Source organism: Sanguibacter biliveldensis (genome assembly GCF_033798665.1).
GTDB classification, from domain to species: Bacteria; Actinomycetota; Actinomycetes; order Actinomycetales; family Cellulomonadaceae; genus Sanguibacter; species Sanguibacter inulinus.
Map to the genome: position 1 here is coordinate 1,779,405 of NZ_CP138359.1, position 24,290 is coordinate 1,803,694.

Annotated in this window: 20 protein-coding genes; 13 read left to right on the forward strand and 7 right to left on the reverse strand. The window is 71.2% G+C overall.

Going from position 1 to position 24,290, the window contains the following annotated elements:
• Nucleotides 1–73: 73 nt before the first annotated feature.
• Nucleotides 74–493, forward strand: a complete 420-nt coding sequence (locus SANBI_RS07730) for a DUF1801 domain-containing protein (RefSeq protein WP_319160529.1) — start codon at nt 74–76, stop codon at nt 491–493.
• A gap of 97 nt (nt 494–590) precedes the next feature.
• Here the strand turns inward: SANBI_RS07730 and SANBI_RS07735 are convergent, their stop codons facing one another.
• Both SANBI_RS07735 and SANBI_RS07740 read right to left on the reverse strand, forming a co-directional pair.
• Entirely contained in the window at nt 591–1,565 is a 975-nt protein-coding gene (locus tag SANBI_RS07735) for an aminoglycoside phosphotransferase family protein (RefSeq protein WP_319160531.1), read from the reverse strand.
• On the reverse strand, nt 1,558–2,331 hold the full coding sequence (locus SANBI_RS07740) for a type 1 glutamine amidotransferase (protein ID WP_319160533.1): 774 nt from the start codon (nt 2,329–2,331) through the stop codon (nt 1,558–1,560). Before SANBI_RS07740 ends, SANBI_RS07735 begins: the two co-directional genes overlap by 8 nt.
• A 147-nt stretch (nt 2,332–2,478) precedes the next feature.
• On the opposite strand from SANBI_RS07740, the gene SANBI_RS07745 reads away from it, so the two are divergent.
• The 4 genes from SANBI_RS07745 (at nt 2,479) to SANBI_RS07760 (ending at nt 7,927) form a co-directional block, all read left to right on the forward strand.
• A complete protein-coding gene (locus SANBI_RS07745; protein ID WP_319160535.1) occupies nt 2,479–3,708 on the forward strand; it encodes an alpha/beta hydrolase in 1,230 nt (409 codons plus the stop codon).
• Nucleotides 3,709–3,827: 119 nt separating this feature from the next.
• A complete protein-coding gene (locus SANBI_RS07750) occupies nt 3,828–5,516 on the forward strand; it encodes a bifunctional lysylphosphatidylglycerol flippase/synthetase MprF (protein ID WP_319160537.1) in 1,689 nt (562 codons plus the stop codon).
• On the forward strand, nt 5,513–6,355 hold the full coding sequence (locus SANBI_RS07755; protein ID WP_319160538.1) for a hypothetical protein: 843 nt from the start codon (nt 5,513–5,515) through the stop codon (nt 6,353–6,355). The genes SANBI_RS07750 and SANBI_RS07755 overlap by 4 nt, the downstream gene beginning before the upstream one ends.
• Before the next feature lie 180 nt (nt 6,356–6,535).
• The gene (locus tag SANBI_RS07760; protein ID WP_319160540.1) at nt 6,536–7,927 is read left to right on the forward strand and encodes a glutamate decarboxylase; all 1,392 of its coding nucleotides are present in this window, start codon (nt 6,536–6,538) and stop codon (nt 7,925–7,927) included.
• A 103-nt stretch (nt 7,928–8,030) separates the two neighbouring features.
• Here SANBI_RS07760 and SANBI_RS07765 read toward each other — a convergent pair whose 3' ends face one another.
• Together SANBI_RS07765 and guaB1 are read right to left on the reverse strand one after the other, a co-directional pair.
• Nucleotides 8,031–8,741 carry an NUDIX hydrolase gene (locus tag SANBI_RS07765; RefSeq protein WP_319160542.1) on the reverse strand — a complete coding sequence of 237 codons (711 nt, stop codon included), beginning with the start codon at nt 8,739–8,741 and terminating at the stop codon, nt 8,031–8,033.
• Nucleotides 8,738–10,192, reverse strand: a complete 1,455-nt coding sequence (gene guaB1 / locus SANBI_RS07770; protein WP_056132268.1) for a GMP reductase — start codon at nt 10,190–10,192, stop codon at nt 8,738–8,740. Before guaB1 ends, SANBI_RS07765 begins: the two co-directional genes overlap by 4 nt.
• A 196-nt stretch (nt 10,193–10,388) precedes the next feature.
• Here guaB1 and dxs point away from each other — a divergent pair, with 196 nt between their 5' ends.
• The 8 genes from dxs (at nt 10,389) to SANBI_RS07810 (ending at nt 19,726) form a co-directional block, all read left to right on the forward strand.
• The gene (dxs, locus tag SANBI_RS07775) at nt 10,389–12,281 is read left to right on the forward strand and encodes a 1-deoxy-D-xylulose-5-phosphate synthase (RefSeq protein ID WP_056134044.1); all 1,893 of its coding nucleotides are present in this window, start codon (nt 10,389–10,391) and stop codon (nt 12,279–12,281) included.
• A gap of 243 nt (nt 12,282–12,524) precedes the next feature.
• A complete protein-coding gene (locus SANBI_RS07780; RefSeq protein WP_056132270.1) occupies nt 12,525–13,376 on the forward strand; it encodes a DUF4397 domain-containing protein in 852 nt (283 codons plus the stop codon).
• 14 nt (nt 13,377–13,390) lie between these two features.
• On the forward strand, nt 13,391–14,131 hold the full coding sequence (locus tag SANBI_RS07785; RefSeq protein ID WP_319160547.1) for a class F sortase: 741 nt from the start codon (nt 13,391–13,393) through the stop codon (nt 14,129–14,131).
• Nucleotides 14,132–14,238: 107 nt separating this feature from the next.
• Nucleotides 14,239–14,808, forward strand: coding sequence for an RNA polymerase sigma factor (locus SANBI_RS07790; protein WP_056132276.1), 570 nt, complete (start codon nt 14,239–14,241; stop codon nt 14,806–14,808).
• Nucleotides 14,789–15,577 (forward strand): anti-sigma factor, encoded by a 789-nt coding sequence (locus SANBI_RS07795; RefSeq protein WP_056132278.1) that lies wholly within the window; start codon nt 14,789–14,791, stop codon nt 15,575–15,577. Before SANBI_RS07790 ends, SANBI_RS07795 begins: the two co-directional genes overlap by 20 nt.
• 202 nt (nt 15,578–15,779) lie before the next feature.
• The gene (gene pflB / locus SANBI_RS07800) at nt 15,780–18,059 is read left to right on the forward strand and encodes a formate C-acetyltransferase (protein WP_319160551.1); all 2,280 of its coding nucleotides are present in this window, start codon (nt 15,780–15,782) and stop codon (nt 18,057–18,059) included.
• Between the two features lie 188 nt (nt 18,060–18,247).
• Nucleotides 18,248–19,123 (forward strand): pyruvate formate-lyase-activating protein, encoded by an 876-nt coding sequence (gene pflA / locus SANBI_RS07805; protein WP_319161218.1) that lies wholly within the window; start codon nt 18,248–18,250, stop codon nt 19,121–19,123.
• Nucleotides 19,124–19,342: 219 nt separating this feature from the next.
• Nucleotides 19,343–19,726: a VOC family protein gene (locus tag SANBI_RS07810; RefSeq protein ID WP_056132283.1), complete on the forward strand. Its 384-nt coding sequence runs from the start codon at nt 19,343–19,345 to the stop codon at nt 19,724–19,726.
• A gap of 161 nt (nt 19,727–19,887) precedes the next feature.
• Here the strand turns inward: SANBI_RS07810 and SANBI_RS07815 are convergent, their stop codons facing one another.
• From SANBI_RS07815 to SANBI_RS07825, 3 genes are all read right to left on the reverse strand, one after another.
• Nucleotides 19,888–22,089, reverse strand: a complete 2,202-nt coding sequence (locus SANBI_RS07815) for a 3-hydroxyacyl-CoA dehydrogenase NAD-binding domain-containing protein (protein ID WP_319160555.1) — start codon at nt 22,087–22,089, stop codon at nt 19,888–19,890.
• Between the two features lie 9 nt (nt 22,090–22,098).
• The gene (locus SANBI_RS07820) at nt 22,099–23,343 is read right to left on the reverse strand and encodes a thiolase family protein (RefSeq protein WP_319160557.1); all 1,245 of its coding nucleotides are present in this window, start codon (nt 23,341–23,343) and stop codon (nt 22,099–22,101) included.
• A gap of 107 nt (nt 23,344–23,450) precedes the next feature.
• Nucleotides 23,451–24,254 carry a carbon-nitrogen hydrolase family protein gene (locus SANBI_RS07825; protein ID WP_319160559.1) on the reverse strand — a complete coding sequence of 268 codons (804 nt, stop codon included), beginning with the start codon at nt 24,252–24,254 and terminating at the stop codon, nt 23,451–23,453.
• Nucleotides 24,255–24,290: the final 36 nt, after the last annotated feature.

The following is a 24,290-nucleotide window of genomic DNA, read 5'->3' on the forward strand; positions in this document are numbered from 1 at the left end:
GTGCGGCCGAGAGCGGTGCGGGACAGGTCGGCTCGGGCTGTCGCCCGGGCTCCTGGGACGGCACACTGGGGCGATGGCCTCTTCTGCGGTGACGGTGGAGAACGACGGCTCGGTGACCGAGTTCCTCGACGGGGTGACGCACCCGGTCCGCAGACGCGACGCGTTCACCGTGCTCGCGCTCATGGAGCGTGCCACCGGTGAGCCCGCGCGGATGTGGGGGACCAGCATCGTGGGCTTCGGGAGCTACCACGTCGTCTACGCCTCCGGCCGCGAGGGCGACTGGTTGGCCCTGGGCTTCTCCCCGCGCAAGGCGGCGACCACCGTCTACCTCATGGACGGCTTCGAGGACCGCGGTGACATGCTCGCCCGCCTCGGGCCGCACACCCTCGGCAGCTCCTGCCTGTACCTCAAGGACCTCACGACGATCGACCTCGACGTCCTCGAAGAGCTGGCTCGCGCGTCGTACGCGGCGGTCGTCGGTCGAGAAGGGTAGCCGGAGCGGCCTCGGCGACGGAGGCGGCCCGTCTGCCGCGCTGCGGTCCCACGTCGTGTCGCGCCGCGCACCAGCCACTGCGAGCCGGTCCAGGCGATCAGTCGTCTTCGAGCAGCTCGTCGGCGACCCGCGCACCGAGCGCGGCGAAGGTCGGGTCGTCGTCGCTGTGCGCGAGCAGCGCAGTCCCCATCGCGACGGCCCAGCCGCGCGCGCGGCGCCAGAGTGCCTCTCGGGCGCGGAGGGCCTCTCGTGACCGACCCTGGTGCGGGAGGTCGCCGCTGCCCGCATCGTCCCACGCTCTCTCGACGGCCGCCACGAACCGCTCCCGCCCGGCCCGGTCGAAGACGAGCCAGGTCGCGGCGAGGTCGCACGCGGGGTCACCCGAGGTCATGTCCCCGAAGTCGACCACGGCCCGCAGGCTCACCTCACCCGTCGGCTGGTCGGAGACCACGAGGTTGAAGGGGTGCGGGTCGCCGTGCAGCCACAGCGGCGGACCGTCCCACGCGGCGGCGTCGAGCCCTGCCTCCCAGACGGCGGTGAGCCCGGCGACGCGGGGGTGGTGGACGCGCGACAGCCGTTCACGCACCGCGTCGTCGCGCTCCTCGAGCGGGCCGCCGCGGACCTCGTTGACCGGTGCGTCCGCCGGGGCGGCCGAGTGCAGCGCGCCGAAGAAGTCCGCCAGCGGCTCCGCGACACCCCGCAGCCTGGCGCGGTCGACCGTGCCGGCGGCCGTGCCGTCGATCCACGGAACAACGCTCCAGTGCCACGGGTAGCCTGCGCCGGGGACGCCCGCGACGACCGGCGCGGGGACCAGCACGTCGAGACGCTCTGCGAGACGAGGGAGCCACCGCTGCTCGTTGACGAGCAGTCGTGCGCCGACGGCACGTCGGGGCACCCGGACCGCGAGCGAGGTCCCGAGGCGGAGCATGACGTTGTCCCACCCCTCGGAGACGACCCCGAGGCTGAGGTCTGCCGTCGGACCGACGCCGGGCAGGGTGGGGCACTGCTCGTCGAGCAGCCGGCGGACCAGCGTGGTGTCGACGACGAGCTCGGCGGCCGGGCGGTCAGCCACGGGCGTGCGTCAGGCTGTCGCGACGTGCCCGGACCTCGTCGGCGAAGGCACCGAAGACCACGAGGGCGCGCGGGACGAGGCTCGTCATCCGCACGGCTGCGTCGGCGCGCATCGTGTCGGCGACGCCCGGCGCGAGCTCGGCAGCCATCTCGGGGGTCGCGAGCCACTCGTCGAGGTGCGCCCCGTCGATCTCGAGGTGGAACTGGAGCCCGACGGCACTGCCTGACCTGAAGGCCTGCACGGGGGTGAGGGGTGTCGAGGCGAGGACTGTCGCGCCCGGAGGAGCGGTGACGGCGTCTGCGTGCCAGTGCAGCACCTCCGGGTCGGGCGAGGCGTCGACCGTCAGCGGGTACAGGTACGCGTCCCGCAGGCCCGCGCCGGTGAGCGAGACCGGCGCGACACCGATCTCCTCGCCGTGCGCTGTGAGCAGGTCGCCACCGAGGGCGACGGCGAGCAGCTGCATCCCGAGGCAGATCCCGAGGACCGGGACACCAGCGGCCGTCGCGTCGGCGAGCAGCCTGCGCTCGGCGGAGAGCCCAGGGTGCGCCGTGTCGTCCAGCGCTCCCATGCCTCCTCCCATGACGACCAGGCCGGCGAGCGACCGGGCGTCGGGGAGCTCAGGTGCCGCGTCGTCGAGGACGGTCACCGAACGCCAGGCGATGCTGCGCTCGTCGAGGGCGCGGCCCACGAGGCCGGGCCCTTCCCACGCGGCGTGCTGGATGACCAGGACGGCGGGCGACGGGTCAGGGACAGGAATGGTGCTCATGCGACGGACGGTCGAGGTGTGAGGGGCATGGGACCAGGCTAAGCGGTCCCAGGCGCCTGTCTGCAGCCTCTCGGCTCACGTCCAGGTCTGCGGGGGACGATCTAGGCTCGTCATGAAGAGCCACAGGCTCGTGAGGAGCGTCGTCGGGTGGACGGTCAGGTCGCTGCAGGTGCTGCTGGTCCCGCTGTCGTGGGCCCCCCTGTCCCGACCGACGCGATCTCGTCGTGGTGGACCGTCGCGGTGCTGGGCGTCGTCGCTGTGGTCGCGGTCGTGCTCGCGGTCCGCCGTCGCGTCCGGCACAGGCGCACGACCCGTGCGGCTCTGGTCGACGCCGCGCCAGCCGCGCCCACGGACGCACCGCAGGTCCGGCGCCCCCGCACCTGGCACCTCCTCCTGGCGGGGGCCTGCGCGCTCCTGCTCGCCGTCGGTGTCGGTGTCAACACGTGGGTCGGGTACATCCCGACGGTCGACGCTCTCGCGATCCACCTCGGCCTCGGCCCACGGCTCGAGGTGCCTGCGGTCCCGACAGCTCCTGTCCCGGGCGCGTCCGTCGCGACGATCTCTGCGGACCCGCCGACGGGGACAGGTGCCTTCGGCGCAGTGAAGATCGCGGCGCCTGCCGACCTCCGTGTCGACCCGAGCGACACCTGGATCTACACGCCCCCAGGCTTCGACCCCTCGGGCAAGACCCTGTACCCGCTCGTGGTGCTCGTCCATGGTTCCCCTGGAGGGTCCGCCGACTGGTTCGGTGCAGGCCTGCCGGCGGTCCTCGACTCTCTCATCACCTCGGGGAAGATCCGACCCATGATCGTCGTCGCCCCGGACATGAACGGCCGTGGCCAGAGCGAGGTGTCCTGCCTCGACTCGACACGCGGCGGCTCCCAGACCGAGACCTACCTGCGTGATGTCGTGCTCCCGTGGGTCGACCAGCGCTACCCCGTCGCGACCGGGCGGGAGTACCAGGCGATCGGGGGCATGTCCGCAGGGGCGTACTGCGCCCTCGACCAAGGGTTGCGGCACTCGGCAGACTTCGGGACGATCCTCGCGATCATGCCCTACGGCGATCCTGGGGACATGCGAGGTGCCGGTCTCTCGACGGACGCTGAGGTCGCCGCCCACAGCCCGAGCGACTACGTCAGCACGATCGACCTGACCGACCCCACAGCCGTCTTCCTCGACTACGGCGCCACCGACACCGACGCCCAGGTCTCCGCGACGGCTCAGGACCTCGCACGACGGCTCGAGGCGCGAGGACAGCCCGTCCAGCTGCGGACCGAACCAGGGCTGGGCCACAGCTGGGTCACCGCGATGACAGCCGTGCCCTACGGCCTCGAGCTCTTCGAGCAGCAGATGACGGCAGCCGAGCACGCGCTGTAGGTTGGGCGCCCGGTGGGCCAGCTGCCGACGAGCCGACCAGCGACCAGCCGGGCGGCGGGTACAGATCGGCCCAGCACGGCACAGGCACAGGCACGACTCGACCACGGGGACGGACGCGGATGTCAGCGAGCAGCAACGGGATCCTCCTGCCTCGGCGCGGGCCCAGCCCCGTCGAGGCGCACCGGCGGCGGGTCGAGACCCGGGTCATGGCCTCACGGGTGGTCGTCGTCCTCGCCGTCCTCGGCCTGGTGTCCGCCGTCGCCCACGGTCTGCGGCGCGTCTTCAGCCCGGTCGCCGACCTCGTCCCCGGCCTCACCGAGGCGACAGCCCGCCCGACGCTCCTGCTCGTCTCGATCGCCCTGCTCATCACAGCGCGCGGACTGCGCAAGGGGCACAGGCTGTCCTGGGTCCTCGCTCTCGGGGTCCTGGCGCTGTCGGCCGTGCTGCACCTGCTCAAGGGTGTCGACGTCTTCGAGACCCTCGTCCTCCTCGCCGCCCTGGTCTGGCTCGCCTCGCGGTGGAGCGCGTTCCCCGTGCTGCCGACCCGTCGGGCCGTGCGCCGGGCCGCGTGGGTCACCGGGCTGTCGACAGCTGGCCTGGCCGGAGCCGTGGCCATCGTCGCGACCCTCGTGCCCGAGCACTCCGGCCGGGCCCGGGCCGAAGAGCTCGCCAGCATCGTGCACCCCGTCTCCTTCGCGCTCACGCTCGTCTTCGTCGTGACGATGCTCTGGGCGCTCACCTCGCCCCGTGACGCCGTGCGCCTGAGCCCGGCAGACCATGACAAGGAGCGTGAGCACGCCCGGCGCGTCGTGGAGCGCCACGGGGGAGGGACCCTCGACTACTTCGCGCTCCGCGACGACAAAGACTGGTTCTTCGTCGCCGACTCTGTCGTCGCCTTCTCCGTCCGGGGCGGCGTGTGCCTCGTCTCGCCCGACCCGATCGGCCCCGCCGACGAGCGCGAGCTGGTGTGGGCCGAGTTCCTCAGCATGGCCTCGTCGAACGGCTGGTCCGTGGCAGTGGTCGCCGCGAGCGCCGACTGGCTCCCCGTCTACGAGGCGAGCGGCCTGCACGTCGTGTACTTCGGCGACGAGGCCGTCGTCGACTGCCCGACCTTCACCCTCGCGGGCAGCGCGCACAAGTCGCTTCGCCAGGCTGTGAACAGGGTCGAGCGCGCCGGCTACACCACCACCTTCCACGATCCCGCGACCCTCGACGCCGACCTGCGCACCGCGATCTCCGAGATGGCCGAGGAGTCCCGCCGGGGCGAGGACGAGCGCGGCTTCTCCATGACGCTGTCTCGCCTCTTCGACCCCGCCGACACCGGTCTCATGCTCTCCGTCACCCGCTCCGCCGAGGGTCGGGTCGACGCCTTCTGCCAGTGGGTGCCCGCAGCCGCTGTCGACGGCTGGTCGCTCGACGTCATGCGCCGGCGCCTCGACACCGACGACATCCCCAACGGGCTCGTCGACACGACCATCGTGCACACAGTCACCGAGCTCGTCCGGCGCGGCGAGCGTGGGCTCGGCCTCAACTTCGCGGTCATGCGCGAGGTGCTCGAGTCCGACGACAGCGCGTCCAGGCTGGACCAGGTGACCAGGCCCCTGCTGCAGAGGCTCTCGCGCGGCACCCAGATGGAGACCCTCGGCAAGTTCAACGACAAGTTCGAGCCCACCTGGGTGCCCCGCTACGTGGTCCTCGACTCCGCCGAGCTCATCGCGACGCAGGCCGTCGTGCTCGCAGGCGCCGAGGGGGTCACCGAGATCCCCGTCATCGGGCGCTTCCTCGGCGCTGTGGGCACCGCGCGATGATCCTGTCCCTCGCGGCCGCCCTGGCCGCCGCGGTCGGGTACGGCGTCAGCACGATCATGCAGGCCGTCGCCACCCGCAGCACCCACGGCCTCGCAGCCGTCACCACGCCCCTCGTGGTCGCCGCCCTCCTCGTCGACGGCCTCGCGTGGCTGCTCTCCCTCGTCGCCCTCGACAGGCTGCCGCTCTTCCTCGTGCAGGCGGTCCTCGCCGGCTCCGTCGTGGTCGTCGTGCTGCTCGCTCGCTGGTTCCTCGGAGCCCGCCTGCGCAGGGTCGACGTCGGGGCTGTGGTCGCCGTCGTCCTCGCGCTCGTCGTCATCGGGGCAGCGGGCGGCGAGCAGCCCGCGACAGCCCCACCCGCAGGCTTCGTGGTCGTGCTCGTCACGGGCAGCGTGCTGCTCGCCCTCGCCACGGTGCTGCTCTACAGGTCGGGGTCCTCCAGGGCGCTCTCCGTCGCCGCGGGGCTGGGGTACTCGGTGGCCGCGCTCGGAGCCCGCACGGCGCACGCAGCCGACGACCTGCTCGGCACGGTCCTGCAGCCCGTCGCCGTGGCAGTCGTGCTCGGTGGAGTGGTCGGTGCCGTCGCCTACCTGCGGGCCCTCGAGCAGGGCAGCGTCGGCGGGACAGCCGCGACAGTGTCGGTGCTCGAGGTGGTCGTCCCCGGCGGCATCGGCGTCGCTGTCCTCGGCGACGTCGTCCGTGACGGCTGGGCTGTGCCGGCGGTCCTCGCGCTCGCGGTCGCCCTCGCCGCGTGCGTCGTGCTCGCGACCAGCCCGGCGAACAGCGCTGCCGAGGGCCAGGACGCAGACGCTCCGGGAGACGGCGCGCCCACGAGCGTGTGACGCGGCGGGTCGTGCGGGCGTCGACCACTTGCTGCCCCCTCCGCAGAGGTCGAGACTCGGACGACGACGCGCTCTCGGCCAGCAGGCCGGGTGACGACCTCTGTCGTGGCTCGTCCGTCAGTGTCCTCCGGGGGAGCATCGCCAGTGCGCGCTGCCGACACATCCCGAGGAGAGACGACGATGTCCCCTGAAGACCAGCACCACCACAGCGACCACGTGAGCGTCAACCCGCTCTTCGCCCGGCCGGGGGAGGACTCGGTCGCCTCGAAGTACCACCTCGAGGACGACGGCATGCTGCCTGAGACGGCTTACCAGATCGTGCACGACGAGACCATGCTCGACGGCAACGCACGGCTCAACCTCGCGACCTTCGTGAGCACCTGGATGGACCCGCACGCCGAGAAGCTCTACGCCGAGTCCTTCGACAAGAACATGATCGACAAGGACGAGTACCCGCAGACCGCCGCGATCGAGACCTACGGGTGGCGGATCCTCGCGGACCTGTGGAACGCACCCGAGCCGGAGAAGGCCCTCGGGACGTCGACGGTCGGCTCCTCCGAGGCCTGCATGCTGGCCGGCCTCGCCTTCAAGCGGCGGTGGCAGCACGCTCGTCGCGCGGCCGGTCGCCCGACCGACAGGCCGAACCTCGTGATGAGCTCGGCGGTCCAGGTGTGCTGGGAGAAGTTCTGCAACTACTGGGACGTCGAGGCGCGCTACGTGCCCATCACCGAGGAGCACAAGACGCTCGACGGTCACGACCTCGCCTCCTTCGTCGACGAGAACACGATCGGCGTGGTGGCCATCCTCGGCGTGACGTACACGGGGATGTACGAGCCTGTCGAGAAGATCTCGGCGGCACTCGACGCGATCCAGGCCGTCTCTGGGCTCGACGTGCCGATCCACGTCGACGGTGCCTCCGGCGCGATGATCGCGCCGTTCCTCCAGCCTGACCTCGTGTGGGACTTCCGGCTGCCGCGCGTCCACTCCGTCAGCACCTCGGGCCACAAGTACGGACTCGTGTACCCGGGGCTCGGCTGGGTCGTGTGGCGCTCGGCCGAGTACCTGCCCGAGGACCTCGTGTTCAGGGTGAGCTATCTCGGCGGCGAGATGCCGACCTTCGCGCTCAACTTCTCTCGGCCCGGGGCGCAGGTGCTGCTGCAGTTCTACCTGTTCCTGCGGCTCGGGCGCAGCGGCTACACGGCAGTCCAGCAGGCCGCCCAGGACGTCGCGCTGTACCTCTCCTCGGGGATCGCCAAGATCCCGGCCTTCGAGCTGTGGAACGACGGCTCCGACATCCCTGTCTTCGCCTGGCGGCTGCGCGAGGGGTACACGGAGAACTGGACGCTCTACGACCTCTCGGACCGGCTGCGCGCCCGAGGGTGGCTCGTCCCGGCCTATCCGATGCCCGACTCGCTGAGCAACCTCACGGTCCAGCGGATCGTCGTGCGCAACGGCATGAGCATGGATCTCGCCGCCTCGCTCCTCGAGGTCGTCGAGGAGGAGACAGCCGCCCTCGACAGGCTGCCCGGGCCGCTGCCGCACGTCGTGGAGAAGTCTGCCTTCCACCACTAGGTGAGAGACCGCGCGGGGAGCAGGGCGACGTCACGCTCGTAGGGCTGGGCGAGGAGGGAGACGCCCCCGGCGCCCGTCTCCCGGCGGTGGGACCGGCGCCGCGTCAGACGGGGACGTCGAGCACGCGCTGCTCCCACGGGCGGGTCCACCCGAGGCCGTCGAGCACCCGGTCGAGCACGATGCCCGTGAAGCCCCACACGAGGCGTCCGTCGACGAGGAAGGCCGGGCTGTCGAGGGAGCGGCCGCCGCGGCTCACCCGGGCGAGGCGACGGTTCGCGGGGTCGAGGAGGTCGTCGACCGAGACCTTGAACACGGCGGCGGACTCGCCCGCGTCGACCACGCCGACGGCCGACGGACGCGCCCACCAGGCCAGCACCGGTGTCACGACGTGGTTGCTCACGGGGAGCGGCAGACCGCCGAGCGTGCCGACGACGTCGACGCCGGAGCGGTCGAGGCCCGTCTCCTCGACGGCCTCGCGGAGGGCTGCGTCCACGGGGCCGTCGTCCTCGGGGTCGAGGCGGCCGCCCGGGAAGGCGATCTGCCCGGGGTGGTGGTTGAGCGAGGCCGCACGCTCCACGAGGAGCACGTCGAGGGCGCGGTCCGGACCACCGGTCTGCCGCTCGCCGAGCAGGACGAGCACAGCCGCCGGCCGGCTCACGGCCGGCGGCGTCCTGCTGGTCGGACGGTCGGGGAGCGTCGCACGCTCACCGGGCACCGGGCCTGTGCGCCAGCCCCAGTCGACCCCGGTCCGGACGAGCGTGTCGAGCGCGGTCCGGACCGGGTGCGTCGACCCGGCCCCGTCGGGCTCCGTCACCAGCCGGCGGGGAGCGGACGGCCCTCTTCGTAGCCGGCCGCGGACTGGATGCCGACGACGGCACGCTCTGCGAACTCCGCGAGGCTCGTGGCGCCCGCGTAGGTGCACGACGACCGCAGGCCCGACGTGATCTCGTCGATGAGGTCCTCGACCCCGGGACGCTTCGGGTCGATGTACATGCGCGAGGACGAGATGCCCTCCTCGAACAGGGACTTGCGGGCCCTGTCGAAGGGCGAGCCACCGGCGGTGCGGGCGGCGACGGCTCGCGCCGAGGCCATGCCGAAGCTCTCCTTGTACAGCCGGCCGCTGCCGTCGTCGTGCAGGTCGCCAGGGCTCTCGTGGGTGCCGGCGAACCAGGACCCGATCATCACCTGCGAGGCACCGGCGGCCAGGGCCAGCGCGACGTCGCGCGGGTGTCGGACCCCACCGTCGGCCCACACGTGCTTGCCGAGCTCGGTGGCCTTGGCGGCGCACTCGAGGACCGCGGAGAACTGCGGGCGACCGACACCTGTCATCATCCGGGTGGTGCACATCGCGCCCGGTCCCACACCGACCTTGATGATGTCGGCGCCGGCCTCGATGAGGTCTTCGACGCCCTGGGCGGTGACGATGTTCCCCGCCACCACGGGGACCTTCGGGGAGACGGACCGCACGGCCTTGAGGGCGGAGATCATCTTGGACTGGTGGCCGTGCGCGGTGTCGACGACCAGGACGTCGACGCCGGCTGCGAGCAGCTCTTCGGTCTTCGAGGCGACGTCCCCGTTGATGCCGACGGCTGCCGCGACGCGCAGCCGGCCGGAGCCGTCGAGCGCGGGGTCGTAGATGCTCGAGCGGAGCGCGCCCACCCGGGTGAGGACCCCGACGAGGCGACCGTCGCGGACCACGGGGGCGAGTTTGCGGCGCGACTCGTGCAGCTGGTCGAAGGCACGGCGCAGACCGTCGGCGCCCGCAGCCTCGAGGACGCCGGCGTCGATCGACGTCGGGTTGGCGGACATGACCTGGTGGACCTGCGTGAAGCGGTCGACGCCCGTGCAGTCGGAGGCGGTGATGACACCGACGGGGCGGTCGCCGTCGACGACGACCGCGGCGCCGTGCGCGCGCTTGCCGATGAGGGTGAGCGCTGTGTGGACGGTGTCGGTGGGGGAGACCACGACGGGTGTCTCGACGACGGGGTCCTTCGCCTTGACGCTCGCGACCACGTCGGCGACGACGTCGGTCGGGATGTCCTGGGGGATCACGGTGATGCCACCACGGCGGGCCGTCGTCTCGGCCATGCGTCGCCCGGCGACGGCAGTCATGTTGGCGACGACGAGCGGGATGGTCGTGCCGGTCCCGTCGGTGCTCGAGAGGTCGACGTCGAAGCGGGAGGTGACCTCAGACCGGCCGGGGACGAGGAACACGTCCCCGTAGGTGAGGTCGGTCGTGGGTGTCTGTCCGTCCAAGAAGCGCATGGGTCCAGTGTACGAAGGTGCGGGGACGTGACGGGACTGTGTGAGCATGGCGACACTCCGCGACCTTCCGGGCATCTCACCCTCGTCCAGGCGGTGCTCTCGCGCGCACGCTTATAGAGTGGTTCACCGTGCATCCGCACGACGACGGCGTGTGCGGGCCCTGCGGGCGCAGCGCACGCAGCAAGGAGGAATGGCCATGGCAGTCCTGGAGACCATCACGTCGCCGGCAGACCTCCGTCGGCTGAGCCCGGCGCAGCTCGAACAGCTCTCGGCCGAGATCCGGACGTTCCTGGTCCAGTCGGTCTCGCGCACAGGCGGGCACCTCGGACCGAACCTCGGCGTCGTCGAGCTCACAGTCGCGATGCACCGCGTGTTCGCCTCGCCCAAGGACTCCTTCGTCTTCGACACGGGCCACCAGTCCTACGTGCACAAGCTGCTCACGGGGCGCCAGAACTTCGGCGACCTGCGCCGCCGCGAGGGTCTCTCGGGCTACCCGAGCCGGGCCGAGTCCGTGCACGACATCGTCGAGAACTCCCACGCCTCGACAGCGCTCAGCTGGGCCGACGGTATCGCCAAGGCCAACGTGGTCCGTGGGCTCGACGACCGCCACGTGGTCGCCGTGATGGGCGACGGCGCCCTGACCGGTGGCATGGCCTGGGAGGCCCTCAACAACATCGCCGACGGTCACGACCGCCGTCTCGTCCTCGTCGTCAACGACAACGGACGCTCCTACGCCCCGACCATCGGCGGCATGGCGCACCACCTCGACACGCTGCGCACGACGCAGGGCTACGAGAGCATGCTCTCGTGGGGTCGTCGCACGCTGCGCCGCTCGGGCCCTCCCGGTCGCGTCGCCTACGACGCGCTGCACGGCCTGAAGAAGGGCATCAAGGACGTCGTCGCACCCCAGGGCATGTTCGAGGACCTGGGCATCAAGTACATCGGCCCGGTCGACGGGCACGACGTCGAGGCCGTCGAGCGCGCCCTGACGAGCGCGAAGTCCTTCGGCGCCCCCGTGCTCGTGCACGTCATCACCGAGAAGGGCCGCGGCTACAGCCCGGCCGAGCAGGACGTGGCCGACCGCTTCCACGCCGTCGGCCAGATCCACCCGGAGACCGGTCTGCCCGTCGCGCCGTCGCGCTTCGGGTGGACGAAGGTCTTCGCCGACGAGATCGTCTCGATCGGCCGCGCCCGGCCCGACGTGGTCGCGATCACCGCGGCGATGCTCGCCCCGGTCGGACTGGCACCCTTCGAGAAGGCCTTCCCGCACCGCACCTTCGACGTGGGCATCGCCGAGCAGCACGCCGCCACGAGCGCCGCCGGGATGGCCTTCGCGGGACTGCACCCCGTCGTCGCGCTCTACGCGACCTTCCTCAACCGGGCCTTCGACCAGGTCCTCATGGACGTGGCGCTGCACAAGGCCGGAGTGACCTTCGTCCTCGACCGTGCGGGGATCACCGGCGACGACGGTGCGAGCCACAACGGCATGTGGGACATGGCGATGCTGCGCATCGTGCCGGGCGTCCACCTCGCCGCCCCGCGCGACGAGGCAACCCTGCGCGCGGCCCTGCGCGCAGCAGTCGACGTCGACGACGCCCCGAGCGTCGTGCGCTACCCGAAGGGCTCCGTCGGCGACCCGATCCCGGCCCTCGACACGACCGACGGGGTCGACGTCATCGGGCGCGAGACCCAGCCCGCGTCGGCCGACGGTGTCGCGGCCCGCAAGGTGCTCGTCGTGGGGATCGGCTCGATGGCCACGACAGCCCTCGAGGTGAGCTCGATCTTGTCCGCCCACGGCCTGGACACGACAGTCGCCTCGCCGACCTGGGTCCTCCCGATGCCGTCGATGCTCGTCAAGATGACGGGGGAGCACGACCTCGTCGTGACGATCGAGGACGGCCTCGCAGAGGGCGGCATCGGCGCGCTGCTCGGCGAGCGGGCCGCGCAGGCCGGGGTGCGCACACCCGTGCACACCGTGGGTCTGCCGTCCGCCTTCCTCGACCACGCGACCCGCGACCAGATCGTCACGGCGAACAGGCTCACCGCTCCCGACATCGCCCGGGACGTGCTGGACCTGCTGGCCCGCTGACTGCCCTCCCGGCCGTCGTGACGGCCGGGAGCTGCCGGTCAGGCCGTGCGCCAGGGCACCCGCGACGCTGCCGACAGCTGCGTCGACGGTGAGGGCACGGTCTGTCGTGCCCGGAGCCTGCGGAGAACTTTCTTGCCCCGAAGTGCATCCGTGGGCGCCCGCGCGGGAGAACTACAGGTGTCAGAAGGAACACCGGAGCTCCCCACGCCACCCCGCTGGGGACGTTCGACATCTGGAGTACTCATGCGAGCTCGAGACCGCGTCATCACCTCAGTGGCTGTCGCCGCACTGACCGCCGGAGGAGCTGGACTCCTCGTGGCCCCCGCACAGGCCCAGACCGAGGGTGCAGACGCCTCCCTGTCTGTGCTGCACGGTGTCCCTGGGCTCACCGTCGACGTCTGGGTCAACGGCGAGCGGACCCTGGACGACTTCGAGCCCGGCACCCTCGCCGGCCCCCTCGACCTCCCCGCCGGCACCTACAGCGTCGCCATCACGGCGGCCGACGCTGTCGACGCGAGCGCACCGGCCATCGGCCCCGTCGACCTCCCGCTCGCCGCCGGGACGAGCTACACGGCTGTCGCCCACCTCGACGCTGCGGGAACCCCGACCGCCACGCTCTTCACCAACGACACCTCGACCACGGCGGCCGGAGAGGGACGCCTCACCGTGCGCCACGTCGCCGCCGCGCCGGCTGTCGACGTCCTCGCAGGGGGCACAGCCGTGATCAGCGGGCTCGAGAACCCCGCAGAGCAGGTCCTCGACCTCCCGGCCTCGACGCTGTCGGTCGCCGTGGCAGCAGCCGGTACGACGGAGCCGGTCCTCGGCCCTGTCGACGTGACCGTCGCCGAAGGGGTCAACACCATCGCGTACGCCTACGGCAGCCTGGCGGACGGCACCCTCGCGCTCGCGACGCAGACCGTCGACGGCCTGCACTCGGCGCCGTCGGCCATCCAGGCCGGGGAGGTCGGGCTGGCGGCGACAGGATTCACCTCTGACGGCCCGTCGCCCTGGGTCGTGGTGAGCGCAGGACTGGTTCTCGTGGCCGCCGCCTCGGTGGTCCTCCTCACGGTCCGGCGCAGCCGGGCGCGCGTCTGAGCACCCGTCTCGCGATGCGTCTGACGCCCACGGGCGCCCACCCGGCGAGCAGCAGCAGGCTGCTGCTCGCCGGGTCGCTCGCGCTCCTGATCGTGATCTCCTCCGGCTGCGCCCGGCAGGTCGAGCCGCCCCCAGCCATGGCCGGGACGCAGGTCGTCGAGCCCTCGACGCCGGGCACGCCCACGACGCCCCCGGTGCCAGACGGGCCCCAGCCGTCACCACCCTCGTCGCCGCGGGTGCCTGCTCCGGCACCGGACCCCGCTGACATCCCGGTCCGCCCCGCTGCAGACGCGCTCGCAGGCGAGCTCCCGAGACCAGTCAGGGTCGTCGTCGACGCGCTCGACATCGACATGGAGGTCGAGGCTCTCGGGGTCGCCCCCGACGGCACCATGGAGCTCCCGGAGACCGGGCTGCGGGCAGCCTGGTACAGGTACGGTTCCGCGCCGTCCAGCGCCGCCGGGGTGACGCTCCTGGCAGCTCATGCCGACACCCGGTCGACAGGTCTCGGTCCCTTCGCGAGGCTCGTGGACGCCGAGGTCGGCAGTGCTGTGGTCGTCACCGACGAGAGCGGCGAGGACGTCACCTACACGGTCACGGAGAGGGCCCAGGTGGCCAAGTCGGAGATCGCCCTCGACGACCTCTTCAGCAGGGAGGGGCCACGGCGTCTCGTGCTCGTCACCTGTGGTGGCGTCTTCGACCGCAGCACAGGACACTATGTGGACAACGTCGTCGTCACCGCTGTGCCGGCGTCGTGAGCGGGTCGTCCGGGCCGCTCACCTCGGTGGACGGTGGACTGCAAGGGCCCCGAGAGCAGCGAGAGCACCGTGCGTTCCGAGCGGATGGCGACCAGGGAGGGCTCAGGGTGGGTGACACGGTCGACCTGCACGCCGACGACCTCGCTGCTCGCTTCGCGGGCGGTGACGAGAGCGCTCTCGCCGACGCCTACGGTCGGTGGTCGTCCCTCGTGTACTCGGTCGCGCTCCGTTCCCTGGGGAGCGCCGCCGACGCCGAGGACGTGACGCAGCAGGTCTTCGTCGCCGCCTGGCGGGGGAGGGACGGCTACGACCCCGGGCGAGCACGGCTGTCGACCTGGGTGATGGGCATCGCCCGGTTCAAGATCGCCGACGCGCATGCCGCTGCGGCGCGCCACCGTACTGTCGTCGAGGCGACAGCCACCGCGATCCCCGAGGAGGTGACGACCGACCGCATGGCAGAGCAGACCACGCTGCGGCTCCTGGTCGCCGACGAGCTCGACAGGCTGGGGGAGCCTGCGGGGACGATCCTGCGGCTAGCCTTCTTCCGCGACCTCACGCACGTCCAGATCGCCGACGAGATGAGGCTGCCCCTGGGCACCGTCAAGAGTCACGTCCGACGCAGCCTGACGCGGTTGCGCACACGGTTGGAGGTGGACGGTGCAGCATCTCGACCCTGAGACCCTGGCGCTGCTCGCGCTCGGGGAGCACCCCGGCGACGTGTCGACAGACGCAGACCGGGCGCACCTGGACGCCTGCGCAGCCTGCAGCACCGAGCTCTCGGCGCTCTCGGAGGTGTCGCAGGTGGCCACCACGGTCACTGCCGCCGACGTCCTCGTGGCGCCGGGCGCTGCGGTGTGGCAGCGGATCCACGCCGAGCTCGGGCTCCGCGACGTCGGTCCTGAGAACCCGGTCCGCGAGCCTCTCGCGCCGCCCGTCGACGACGGGGACCGACGCCTGAGCGTCGTCCGGGACACCGCCCCGCCCACGAGCGCGCCCAGGCAGCGCAGGCTCCTGCCCTGGGTGTCGGCTGCCGCTGCTGCGGCGCTGGTCGTCGGAGTGGCTGGAGGAGTGTTCTGGGAGCGCCAGGAGTCGACCGGAGCCGAGGTCACGTTGGCCTCGGCGTCGCTCGACGCGCTGCCGGCCTGGCCCGACGCCTCCGGGCAGGCCAGGCTCGAAGAGTCGGCGGACGGGCTGCGGCAGGTGGTCGTCGACGTCGACGCAGCCGCGACCCCCGGTGGGTACCGCGAGGTCTGGTTGCTCGCCGACGACCTGAGCGGTCTGGTGAGTCTCGGTGTGCTCGAGGGGAACCAGGGCCGCTTCGACGTCCCGGCCGGCCTCGACGTCTCGCGCTTCTCGCTCGTGGACGTGTCTCAAGAGCCTCTCGACGGGGACCCCGGGCACTCCGGGGACTCGATCGTCCGTGGCGCTCTGGGAGCAGCGTCGTGAGAGCCTGGGGCCGTGGGTGAGGGGAAGTCCTGCGCAAGTGACCTTGGCCCTGTCTACCTCCGATCTGGACGCGCCCGGCTCGGTGTGACGCACGCCTCCCTCGGCCGATGGACCGAGGGCCTAAGGTCCCAAGTCGTCCTATGAATATCTCCATAGTCTGAGAGCACGATCAGAACGGTCGAGCAGGACGAAGGAGACGACGATGACTACAACCGCAGACGGCTCGGCCACGACGGCCGGTGCTACCGCTCCCGCAGCGTGGCGGACGTTCGAGACCGGGCCGTGGACGGAGTCCGTCGACGTCCGCGACTTCATGCAGCGCAACTACACCCCCTACGAGGGCGACGCCTCGTTCCTCGCGGGGCCCACAGCCAAGACGCTGGCCGTGTGGGACACCCTCGAGAAGGAGTACCTGTCGGTCGAGCGCGCCAAGCGCGTCTTCGACGTCGACACCCACATCCCCGCGGACGTGGACGCCTTCCCGGCCGGTTACATCAGCGCTGACGACGACGTCGTCGTCGGGCTGCAGACCGACGTCCCGCTCAAGCGCGCGATGATGCCGTACGGCGGCTGGCGCATGGTCGAGACCGCCATCAAGGAGGCCGGCCTCGAGCCCGACCCGCAGGTGAAGGAGATCTTCACCAAGTACCGCAAGACCCACAACGAGGGTGTCTTCGACATCTACACCCCGCGCATCCGTGCAGCCCGCTCGTCCCACATCATCACCGGCCTTCCCGACTCCTACGGCCGCGGCCGCATCATAGGCGACTACCGTCGTGTCGCGCTCTACGGCGTCGACTTCCTCATCTCCGAGAAGATGAAGGACAAGGACCTCGTCGCAGACCAGGGCTTCACCGAGAGCTGGGCGCGCTACCGCGAAGAGCACTCCGAGCAGATCAAGGCGCTCAAGAAGCTCAAGAACCTCGGCGAGCAGTACGGCTTCGACCTCGGTCGCCCGGCGGCCACGGCCAAGGAAGCCGTCCAGTGGACGTACTTCGGCTACCTCGCCGCCGTGAAGTCCCAGGACGGTGCGGCCATGAGCATCGGTCGCCTCTCCGCCTTCCTCGACACCTACGTCGAGCGTGACTTCGCCGAGGGCACCCTCACGGAGTCCGAGGCTCAGGAGCTCATCGACGCCCTGGTCATCAAGCTGCGCATCACGCGCTTCCTGCGGACCATCGACTACGACCAGATCTTCTCGGGCGACCCGTACTGGGCCACCTGGTCCGACGCCGGCTTCGGCGACGACGGCCGCACGCAGGTCACCAAGACCTCGTTCCGCCTGCTCCAGACGCTCCGCAACCTCGGCCCGGCCCCCGAGCCGAACATCACGATCTTCTGGCACGAAGACCTGCCCCAGGGCTACAAGGACTTCTGCGCCGCGATCTCGATCGAGACCTCGGCCATCCAGTACGAGTCCGACGCGCAGATCCGCCAGCACTGGGGTGACGACGCCGCGATCGCCTGCTGCGTGTCCCCGATGCGGGTCGGCAAGCAGATGCAGTTCTTCGGGGCCCGCGTCAACGCTGCCAAGAGCCTCCTCTACGCGGTCAACGGTGGGCGCGACGAGATGAGCGGCAAGCAGATCGTCACAGGCTTCGAGGGCATCACCTCCGACGAGCCGCTCAGCTACGACGAGGTGTGGGCGAAGTACGACGCCATGCTCGACTGGGTCGTCCAGACCTACGTCGAGGCGCTCAACATCATCCACTACAGCCACGACAAGTACGCCTACGAGTCGATCGAGATGGCGCTCCACGACTCCGAGATCGTGCGCACGATGGGCTGCGGCATCGCCGGTCTGTCGATCGTCACCGACAGCCTGTCGGCCATCAAGTACGCGACGGTCACCCCGGTCCGCGACGAGACCGGTCTTGTCGTCGACTACATCACCGAGGGCGACTTCCCCGTCTACGGCAACGACGACGACAAGGCCGACGAGATCGCCCAGCTGGTCGTCAAGACAGTCATGGACAAGATCCGGGCGCTGCCGCTCTACCGCGACGCAGTCCCGACCCAGTCCGTCCTGACGATCACGTCCAACGTGGTCTACGGCAAGGCGACCGGCAGCTTCCCCTCCGGTCACCGCAAGGGCGAGCCCTTCTCCCCGGGGGCCAACCCCGAGAACGGCATGGACACGCACGGTATGGTCGCCTCCATGCTCTCGGTGGGCAAGCTCGACTACAACGACGCGCTCGACGGCATCTCGCTGACGAACACGATCACCCCCTCCGGCCTCGGCCGGAACAAGGAGGAGCAGGTCGGCAACCTCGTCGGCATCCTCGACGCCGGGATGTCCGAAGGGCTCTTCCACGCGAACATCAACGTCCTCAACAGGGAGACCCTCGAGGACGCGATCGAGAACCCGGAGAACTACCCCAACCTCACGGTCCGGGTCTCCGGCTACGCGGTGAACTTCGTCAAGCTGACGCGCGAGCAGCAGATGGACGTCCTGGCCCGCACGTTCCACCAGTCGGCGTGAGCCGCCACCTCCGCCCGCGGAGGTGACCAGACGGCGGCGGCTGCTCGAGACGAGCGGCCGCCGCCGGACACACCAGGCTCCGCGCCAGCGGCGCGGACCACCGGACAGCCGTCCACCCTTCGAAGGGACGCACCATGAGCACCCAGACCACCGGCGAGGCAGTCGGGAGCGCGCAGCAGGTTTCAGGGATGCGGGGCGTCCAGGCAGCGGGACCCGCAGAGTCGACCTTCGACAAAGACTTCGAGGCCCCGGAGCGCCGGACCGTCGGCGCAGGAACCGAAGGTCTGGCGATCTCGGGTGCGAGCCACGGCGACAGGCTCACCCAGATGCGAGAAGGGACTCTCGGGTCGATCCACTCCTGGGAGCTCGTGACGGCCGTCGACGGCCCCGGTACCCGGATGACGGTCTTCTTCGCAGGGTGCCCTCTGCGCTGCCTCTACTGCCACAACCCCGACACCTTCAAGATGAAGGACGGGGAGTCTGTCACCTCCGACGAGCTGCTGCGACGCATCCGGCGTTACAGGGCCCTGTTCCGCGCGACAGGCGGCGGGCTGACGATCTCCGGCGGCGAGGTGCTCATGCAGCCGGCATTCGCCGCGACGATCCTCAAGGGCGCCAAGGCTGAAGGCATCCACACCACGATCGACACCTCCGGGTACCTCGGTGCGTCGTGCACCGACGAGATGCTCGAGAACATCGACCTCGTCCTGCTCGACGTGAAGTCGGGTGACGAGGCGACCTACAAGAAGGTCACCGGGCGTGAGCTCCAGCCGACCCTCGACTTCGGTCGGCGGCTGGCCGCCAAGGACATCGAGATCTGGCTGAGGTTCGTCCTCGTCCCTGGGCTCACCGACGACGTCGAGAACGTCGAGAAGGTCGCGCAGTACGCTGCCACGCTGTCGTCCGTCTCCCGCGTGGAGGTGCTCCCCTTCCACCAGATGGGGCTGGACAAGTGGAAGACGCTCGGGCTCAAGTACGAGCTCGCCGACGCCGAACCGCCGAGCAAAGAGCTGCTCGAGCGGGTGCGCGACCAGTTCCGCAGCAAGGGTCTGACCGTCTACTGACCCGCGGTCGCCGTCAGCAGGTCCTGCTGACCCGACCCGTCCCGCCAACCTGACTCGTCCCGCTGGCCCGACCCGTCTCGCCGACCCGACCCGACCTGCTGGCCGAGCCGGGCACGAGCACGCGGTACCGCTCAGAGGATGCTGCGGTGTCTGGTCAGGCAGAGCTGGGGAGAGTCGCGCCCGAGGTGCCCGTGAGCTCGGGCGGTGCCAGAGTGGAGCATGGCCATCACACAGATCCAGCTCTTCTCGGTCCCCGTCTCCGACCAGGACCGTTCGCGCGACTTCTACCGTGACGTCCTCGGTTTCCAGGTCCTCGGCGACCGCCAGCTGACCCCCGAGATGCGGTGGCTCCAGCTGGCTCCGCCACGCGGAGACACGAGTATCACCCTCGTCACGTGGTTCCCGACGATGCAGCCGGGGGACCTCAAGGGCATCGTCGTCGAGACCGACGACCTCGACGGCGACGTCACCAGGCTCACGGAGGCGGGTGTGACCTTCACCAGCGGGATCGACGAGCAGCCGTGGGGACGCTTCGCCACCTTCGACGACCCTGACGGCAACGGCATCGTCCTGCAGCACACGACGAACCGGGTGCTCATCTGAGCGAGCCCACCACCTCACGAGCCCGCCACATCATGAGCCCGCTTCCTCCCGGGCTCACGGGCACTCGAGTCACGAGCCACGAGCCCTGACTCCTGAGCTCACCGACGTGCAGAGGGACCCCGGCACCCGCCGGGGTCCCTCTGCACGTCAGCCGTCTGCGGTCAGGCAGGCACGTTCGCGACACCGTCCGGGAGCAGGCGTCGCCCGAGGACAGCCTCAGAAGCACCCGAGCGGTCGAGGTACGGCGTGATCCCGCCTGCGCTGAAGGGCCAGCCAGCCCCGAGGATCATGCAGAGGTCGATCTGCGACGGCTCGGTGACGACACCCCCGTCGAGCATCAGCCCGACCTCGCGGGCGAGGGAACGCAGCACGGCGTCGAGGACCCCGGCCTCGTCGAGGGGATCGGCAGCGCGCGCCGGGTCGCGCACGCTGTCGAAGACCGCCTGGAGCGCCGGGTCGACCGAGGCGGGCACACCGCGGGCGGGGGACGGCAGGACGACGGGGATCGACTCGGAGACGATCTTCTCCAGCCCCGGTGACGCCGGGAACCTGTCGCCCAGGTCTTTACGCAGCGACGTGAGGACGTGCAGACCGACCGCCGGTCCGACGAGGTCGAAGAGTGCAAAAGGCCCCATCGGCAGCCCGAGCGGGCGCAGCGCCCTGTCGGCCACCTCGACCGGTGTCCCCGACTCGACAGCACCGACGATCTCGCCGAGCAGCAGGACGAGCAACCTGTTGACGACAAAACCGGGCCTGTCCCGTACGAGGACCGCGGTCTTGCGGAGCGTCTTCGCGACGGCGAAGGCCGTCGCGACGGCCTCGTCGGAGGACTTCTCCGCGCGGACGACCTCGACCAGGGGCATCTGGGCGACAGGGTTGAAGAAGTGCAGCCCGACGACCCGCTCGGGATGGTGGAGGTCTGCGGCCATCTTCGTCACCGAGAGGGCTGAGGTGTTCGTCACGAGGATCGCCTCGGCGGAGACCACGCCCTCGAGCTCGGCGAAGACCCGCTTCTTGAGGTCGAGCACCTCGGTGATCGCTTCGACGACAAGATCGCAGCCGGCGAGGTCGCCGAGGTCTGTCGTCCCACGGACGCCCGCCGAGATCGCGGCGGCCTTGTCGGCGGGCATGCGCCCGGTCGACACCAGCTTCTCGACGGTGCTGCGGACGTGGTCCAGCCCGTGCTGGACCCGCGCGTCGTCGAGGTCACGCATGACGACGGGGACCCCGAGCCGCTGGGCGAAGAGCAGCGCGAGCTGGGCTGCCATGAGTCCCGCGCCGACGATGCCGACCTGGGTCACGGGCCGAGCGAGGTCCTTCGACGGTGCGCCGACAGGCTTCTTGCCGGCGTTGACGGTCTGGAAGGCGTAGACCGACGCCCGCATCTCGTCGCTCATGATGAGGTCGGCGAGGGCGTCGTCCTCCGCGGCGAAGGCGGACACCGGGGCGGCGTCTCGCGCGTCGGCCAGGAGGTCGAGTGCCCTGTACGGGGCCGGTCGTGAACCGTGCAGCACGGCGTCCAGTCGTTCGCGTGCGGCATCGACCGTCGCCTGCCACTGGGCGGCCGGGGCGAGCGGCGGGCGCTCGACGGTGATCTCGCCGCGCAGCACGGCGTCGGCCCACACAAGAGACTGCTCGAGGAAGTCCGCGGCGTCGAAGAGCGCGTCGGCGAGCCCGGTCTCGTAGGCCTGCGGACCTGTGAAGGGCTTGTTGGCTGCCGGGCGGGTGAGGACGACGTCGATCGCCTTCTCGATCCCGACGAGGCGCGGCACCCTGTAGCAGCCGCCCCAGCCAGGGACCAGACCCAGCGAGGTCTCGGGCAGCGCGACGGCCGGGACCTCGCTCGCCACGGTGCGGTAGGTGCAGGCGAGAGCGAGCTCCAGACCGCCACCGAGGGCGACGCCGTTGATGAAGGCGAAGGTCGGCACTGCCATGCGGTCGAGCAGGTCGTAGGCGGCGTGGCCAGCCACCCCGAGAGCGTGCGCGGCGTCGCGGTCGGACACGGAGCTCACGGCGCTCAGGTCGGCGCCGGCCGCGAGGACGAAGGGCTTCCCGGTCACCGCAGCCGCGACGATCTCGCCACGGGCAGCCCGGTCGGAGACCGCAGAGAGCGTCTCGTGCAGCTCGGCCACGCCGAGCGGACCGAGGGTCGAGGGCTTCGTGTGGTCGAGACCGTTGTCGAGGGTCACGAGGGCGAGGGTGCCGCCGCTCGGGAGCCGCACATCACGCACGAGAGAGTGCGTGACCCTCTCGGCGCGGGCTGCGGTGCCCGTCGCAGGCTGCGCGCCGGTGCCGGTGCCGGTGCCGGGGCTCGCGCTCGCAGAGCCGGTGTCGGTGGGCTGGTTCGAGGTCGTTCCGGTCATGGGGTCTCCTCAGCTCTCGTGCGACGTGGTGGTGTGGCCTGAGTAGTCGGCGTGCTGCGGGTTCTCCCACACGACGGTGCCGCCCATGCCGAGACCGACGCACATGGTCGTGATCCCGTACCGCACGTCGGGGCGGGCGGCGAAGTGCCGGGCGAGCTGGGTCATGAGCCGGACCCCTGACGCCGCGAGCGGGTGCCCGACGGCGATCGCCCCGCCGTAGGGGTTGACCCGAGGGTCGTCGTCGGCGATGCCGAAGTGGTCGAGCAGACTGAGCACCTGCACGGCGAAGGCCTCGTTCACCTCGATGATGCCGATGTCGTCCATGGTCAGACCGGCTGTCTGCAGCGCGCGCTCGGTCGACGGGACAGGGCCGATGCCCATGATCTCGGGGGCGACGCCGGCGTAGGCGAAGGACACCAGACGCATCCGGACAGGGAGACCGAGCTCGGCGGCGGTGTCGCCCGCGGCGACGAGGCACATGGCGGCGCCGTCGGTGAGCGGCGAGGCGTTGCCCGCCGTGACCTTGCCGCCAGGGCGGAAGGGGGTCTTGAGGTGCGCGAGGTCGGCGAGCGTGGTCCCGGGCCGGGCGAGCTCGTCGGCAGTCGCCAGACCCCAGCCGAGCTCGGGGGAGCGGACGGCGACGGGGACCAGGTCGGGGGCGATGTGACCGGCGGCGACAGCCGCCGCGTAGCGCTCCTGGCTCGCGACGGCGTACCTGTCGGCCCGCTCCTTGGTGAGCCCGGGGAACCTGTCGTGGAGGTTCTCGGCCGTCGCACCCATGACGAGCGCCGTCGGGTCGACGAGGCGCTCGGAGACGAACCTCGGGTTGGGGTCGGCGTCGAAGCCCATCGGGTGGTGACCCATGTGCTCGACCCCGCCGGCGATCGCGACGTCCTGCTGGCCGAAGCCGATCGCCGAGGCCGTGGCTGTCACCGCTGTCATCGCACCCGCGCACATCCGGTCCACGGCGAAGCCCGGGACAGACCTCGGTAGACCGGCCAGCACGGCGACAGACCTGCCGAGCGTCAGGCCCTGGTCTCCGGTCTGGGTCGTCGCGGCGATCGCGACCTCGTCGATCCGCTCGGGCGGCAGCCCAGGATGGCGGCGGACGAGCTCGCGGACCGACTTCACGGCGAGGTCGTCGGCTCGGGTGTGGGCGTAGAGGCCGTCGGGACGGGCCTTGCCGAAGGGGGTGCGCACCCCGTCGACGAAGACGACGTCACGGGCTGTGGGGCGACGAGCAGAGGTCGTCATCGGGAGACTCCTGACTGGTGGACGACGGTGTCCAGGGCCGGCGACGTGCCGGCGCGGTACATGCTACCGGCAGTCTCAGTCAGATGCAGGAGGTCGGCCCAGCGGGGTCAGAAGACGGGGACCGCAGGTGTCACCGCGGCCTCGACGGCCGAGGTCGGCACGACGAGGAGTGCCGCGTCGAGCGTGGCGAGCGTGAGACCCGTGCTCGTGCCGGCTGTGGCGATGCGCTCGCCGTCAGGAGCCCACGCACCGCTCGAGCCGCAGGCGAACCCCGCTCCGGTCGCTCCGACATGGTTGGCGATCGCGGAGAACATCCGGTTGTCCATGGCCCGGGCCGCTCCGTGCACGTCGACCCGGCGTTCTTCACCCTCGGTGTAGAGGGTCGAGCAGGCGTAGAGGTCGGCCCCGAGCCCGCGGGCGTGCGCCGCGTGGCTCGGGTGCGCGACGTCGAGGCAGACCGCGAGGGCTACCGCCCAGCCGTCGACGTCGACGGTCTCGGTCGCAGGGGAGCCAGGGGAGAAGAGGTCGTGCTCCTGACCGTGCAGGTGCTGCTTGCCCTGCGTGACCACGGAGCCGTCCGCGAGGCAGGCGAGCGCAGCCAGCTGGCGGGTCCCGTCGACCAGCACGAGGGCCGCCGTGAGCACGATGGTCACCCCCGTGTCGGCGACGGTCGCGCGCAGCGGCGCGAGCCGCGGGTCGTCGACGGTCAGCCAGAGGTCGTCGTCACCGAGCAGGTCCAGCTCGTAGCCCGTGAGCGCGAGCTCGGGCAGCACGAGGAGGCGGGCGCCGAGCTCGCGGGCTGCCTCGGTCGCTGCGACTACCGACGAGACGTTCGCCTCGATGTCGCCGGGGGCCGACTCTGCCTGGAGGAGGGCGACGGTGAGGTCTGGGAGCACGCGGTCCGTGGGCACGGAGGCAGCCTATGGTGCTGCGGCCGGTCCGCGCGA

Coding starts and splice junctions, on each gene's coding strand:
- pflA (WP_319161218.1), top strand. CDS start 18,248: ATGCGGGGCGTCCAGGCAGCGGGACCCGCAGAGTCGACCTTCGACAAA.
- SANBI_RS07780 (WP_056132270.1), top strand. CDS start 12,525: ATGCGAGCTCGAGACCGCGTCATCACCTCAGTGGCTGTCGCCGCACTG.
- SANBI_RS07810 (WP_056132283.1), top strand. CDS start 19,343: ATGGCCATCACACAGATCCAGCTCTTCTCGGTCCCCGTCTCCGACCAG.
- guaB1 (WP_056132268.1), bottom strand. CDS start 10,192: ATGCGCTTCTTGGACGGACAGACACCCACGACCGACCTCACCTACGGG.
- SANBI_RS07820 (WP_319160557.1), bottom strand. CDS start 23,343: ATGACGACCTCTGCTCGTCGCCCCACAGCCCGTGACGTCGTCTTCGTC.
- SANBI_RS07755 (WP_319160538.1), top strand. CDS start 5,513: ATGATCCTGTCCCTCGCGGCCGCCCTGGCCGCCGCGGTCGGGTACGGC.
- SANBI_RS07730 (WP_319160529.1), top strand. CDS start 74: ATGGCCTCTTCTGCGGTGACGGTGGAGAACGACGGCTCGGTGACCGAG.
- SANBI_RS07760 (WP_319160540.1), top strand. CDS start 6,536: ATGTCCCCTGAAGACCAGCACCACCACAGCGACCACGTGAGCGTCAAC.
- SANBI_RS07750 (WP_319160537.1), top strand. CDS start 3,828: ATGTCAGCGAGCAGCAACGGGATCCTCCTGCCTCGGCGCGGGCCCAGC.
- dxs (WP_056134044.1), top strand. CDS start 10,389: ATGGCAGTCCTGGAGACCATCACGTCGCCGGCAGACCTCCGTCGGCTG.
- pflB (WP_319160551.1), top strand. CDS start 15,780: ATGACTACAACCGCAGACGGCTCGGCCACGACGGCCGGTGCTACCGCT.
- SANBI_RS07785 (WP_319160547.1), top strand. CDS start 13,391: ATGCGTCTGACGCCCACGGGCGCCCACCCGGCGAGCAGCAGCAGGCTG.
- SANBI_RS07740 (WP_319160533.1), bottom strand. CDS start 2,331: ATGAGCACCATTCCTGTCCCTGACCCGTCGCCCGCCGTCCTGGTCATC.
- SANBI_RS07815 (WP_319160555.1), bottom strand. CDS start 22,089: ATGACCGGAACGACCTCGAACCAGCCCACCGACACCGGCTCTGCGAGC.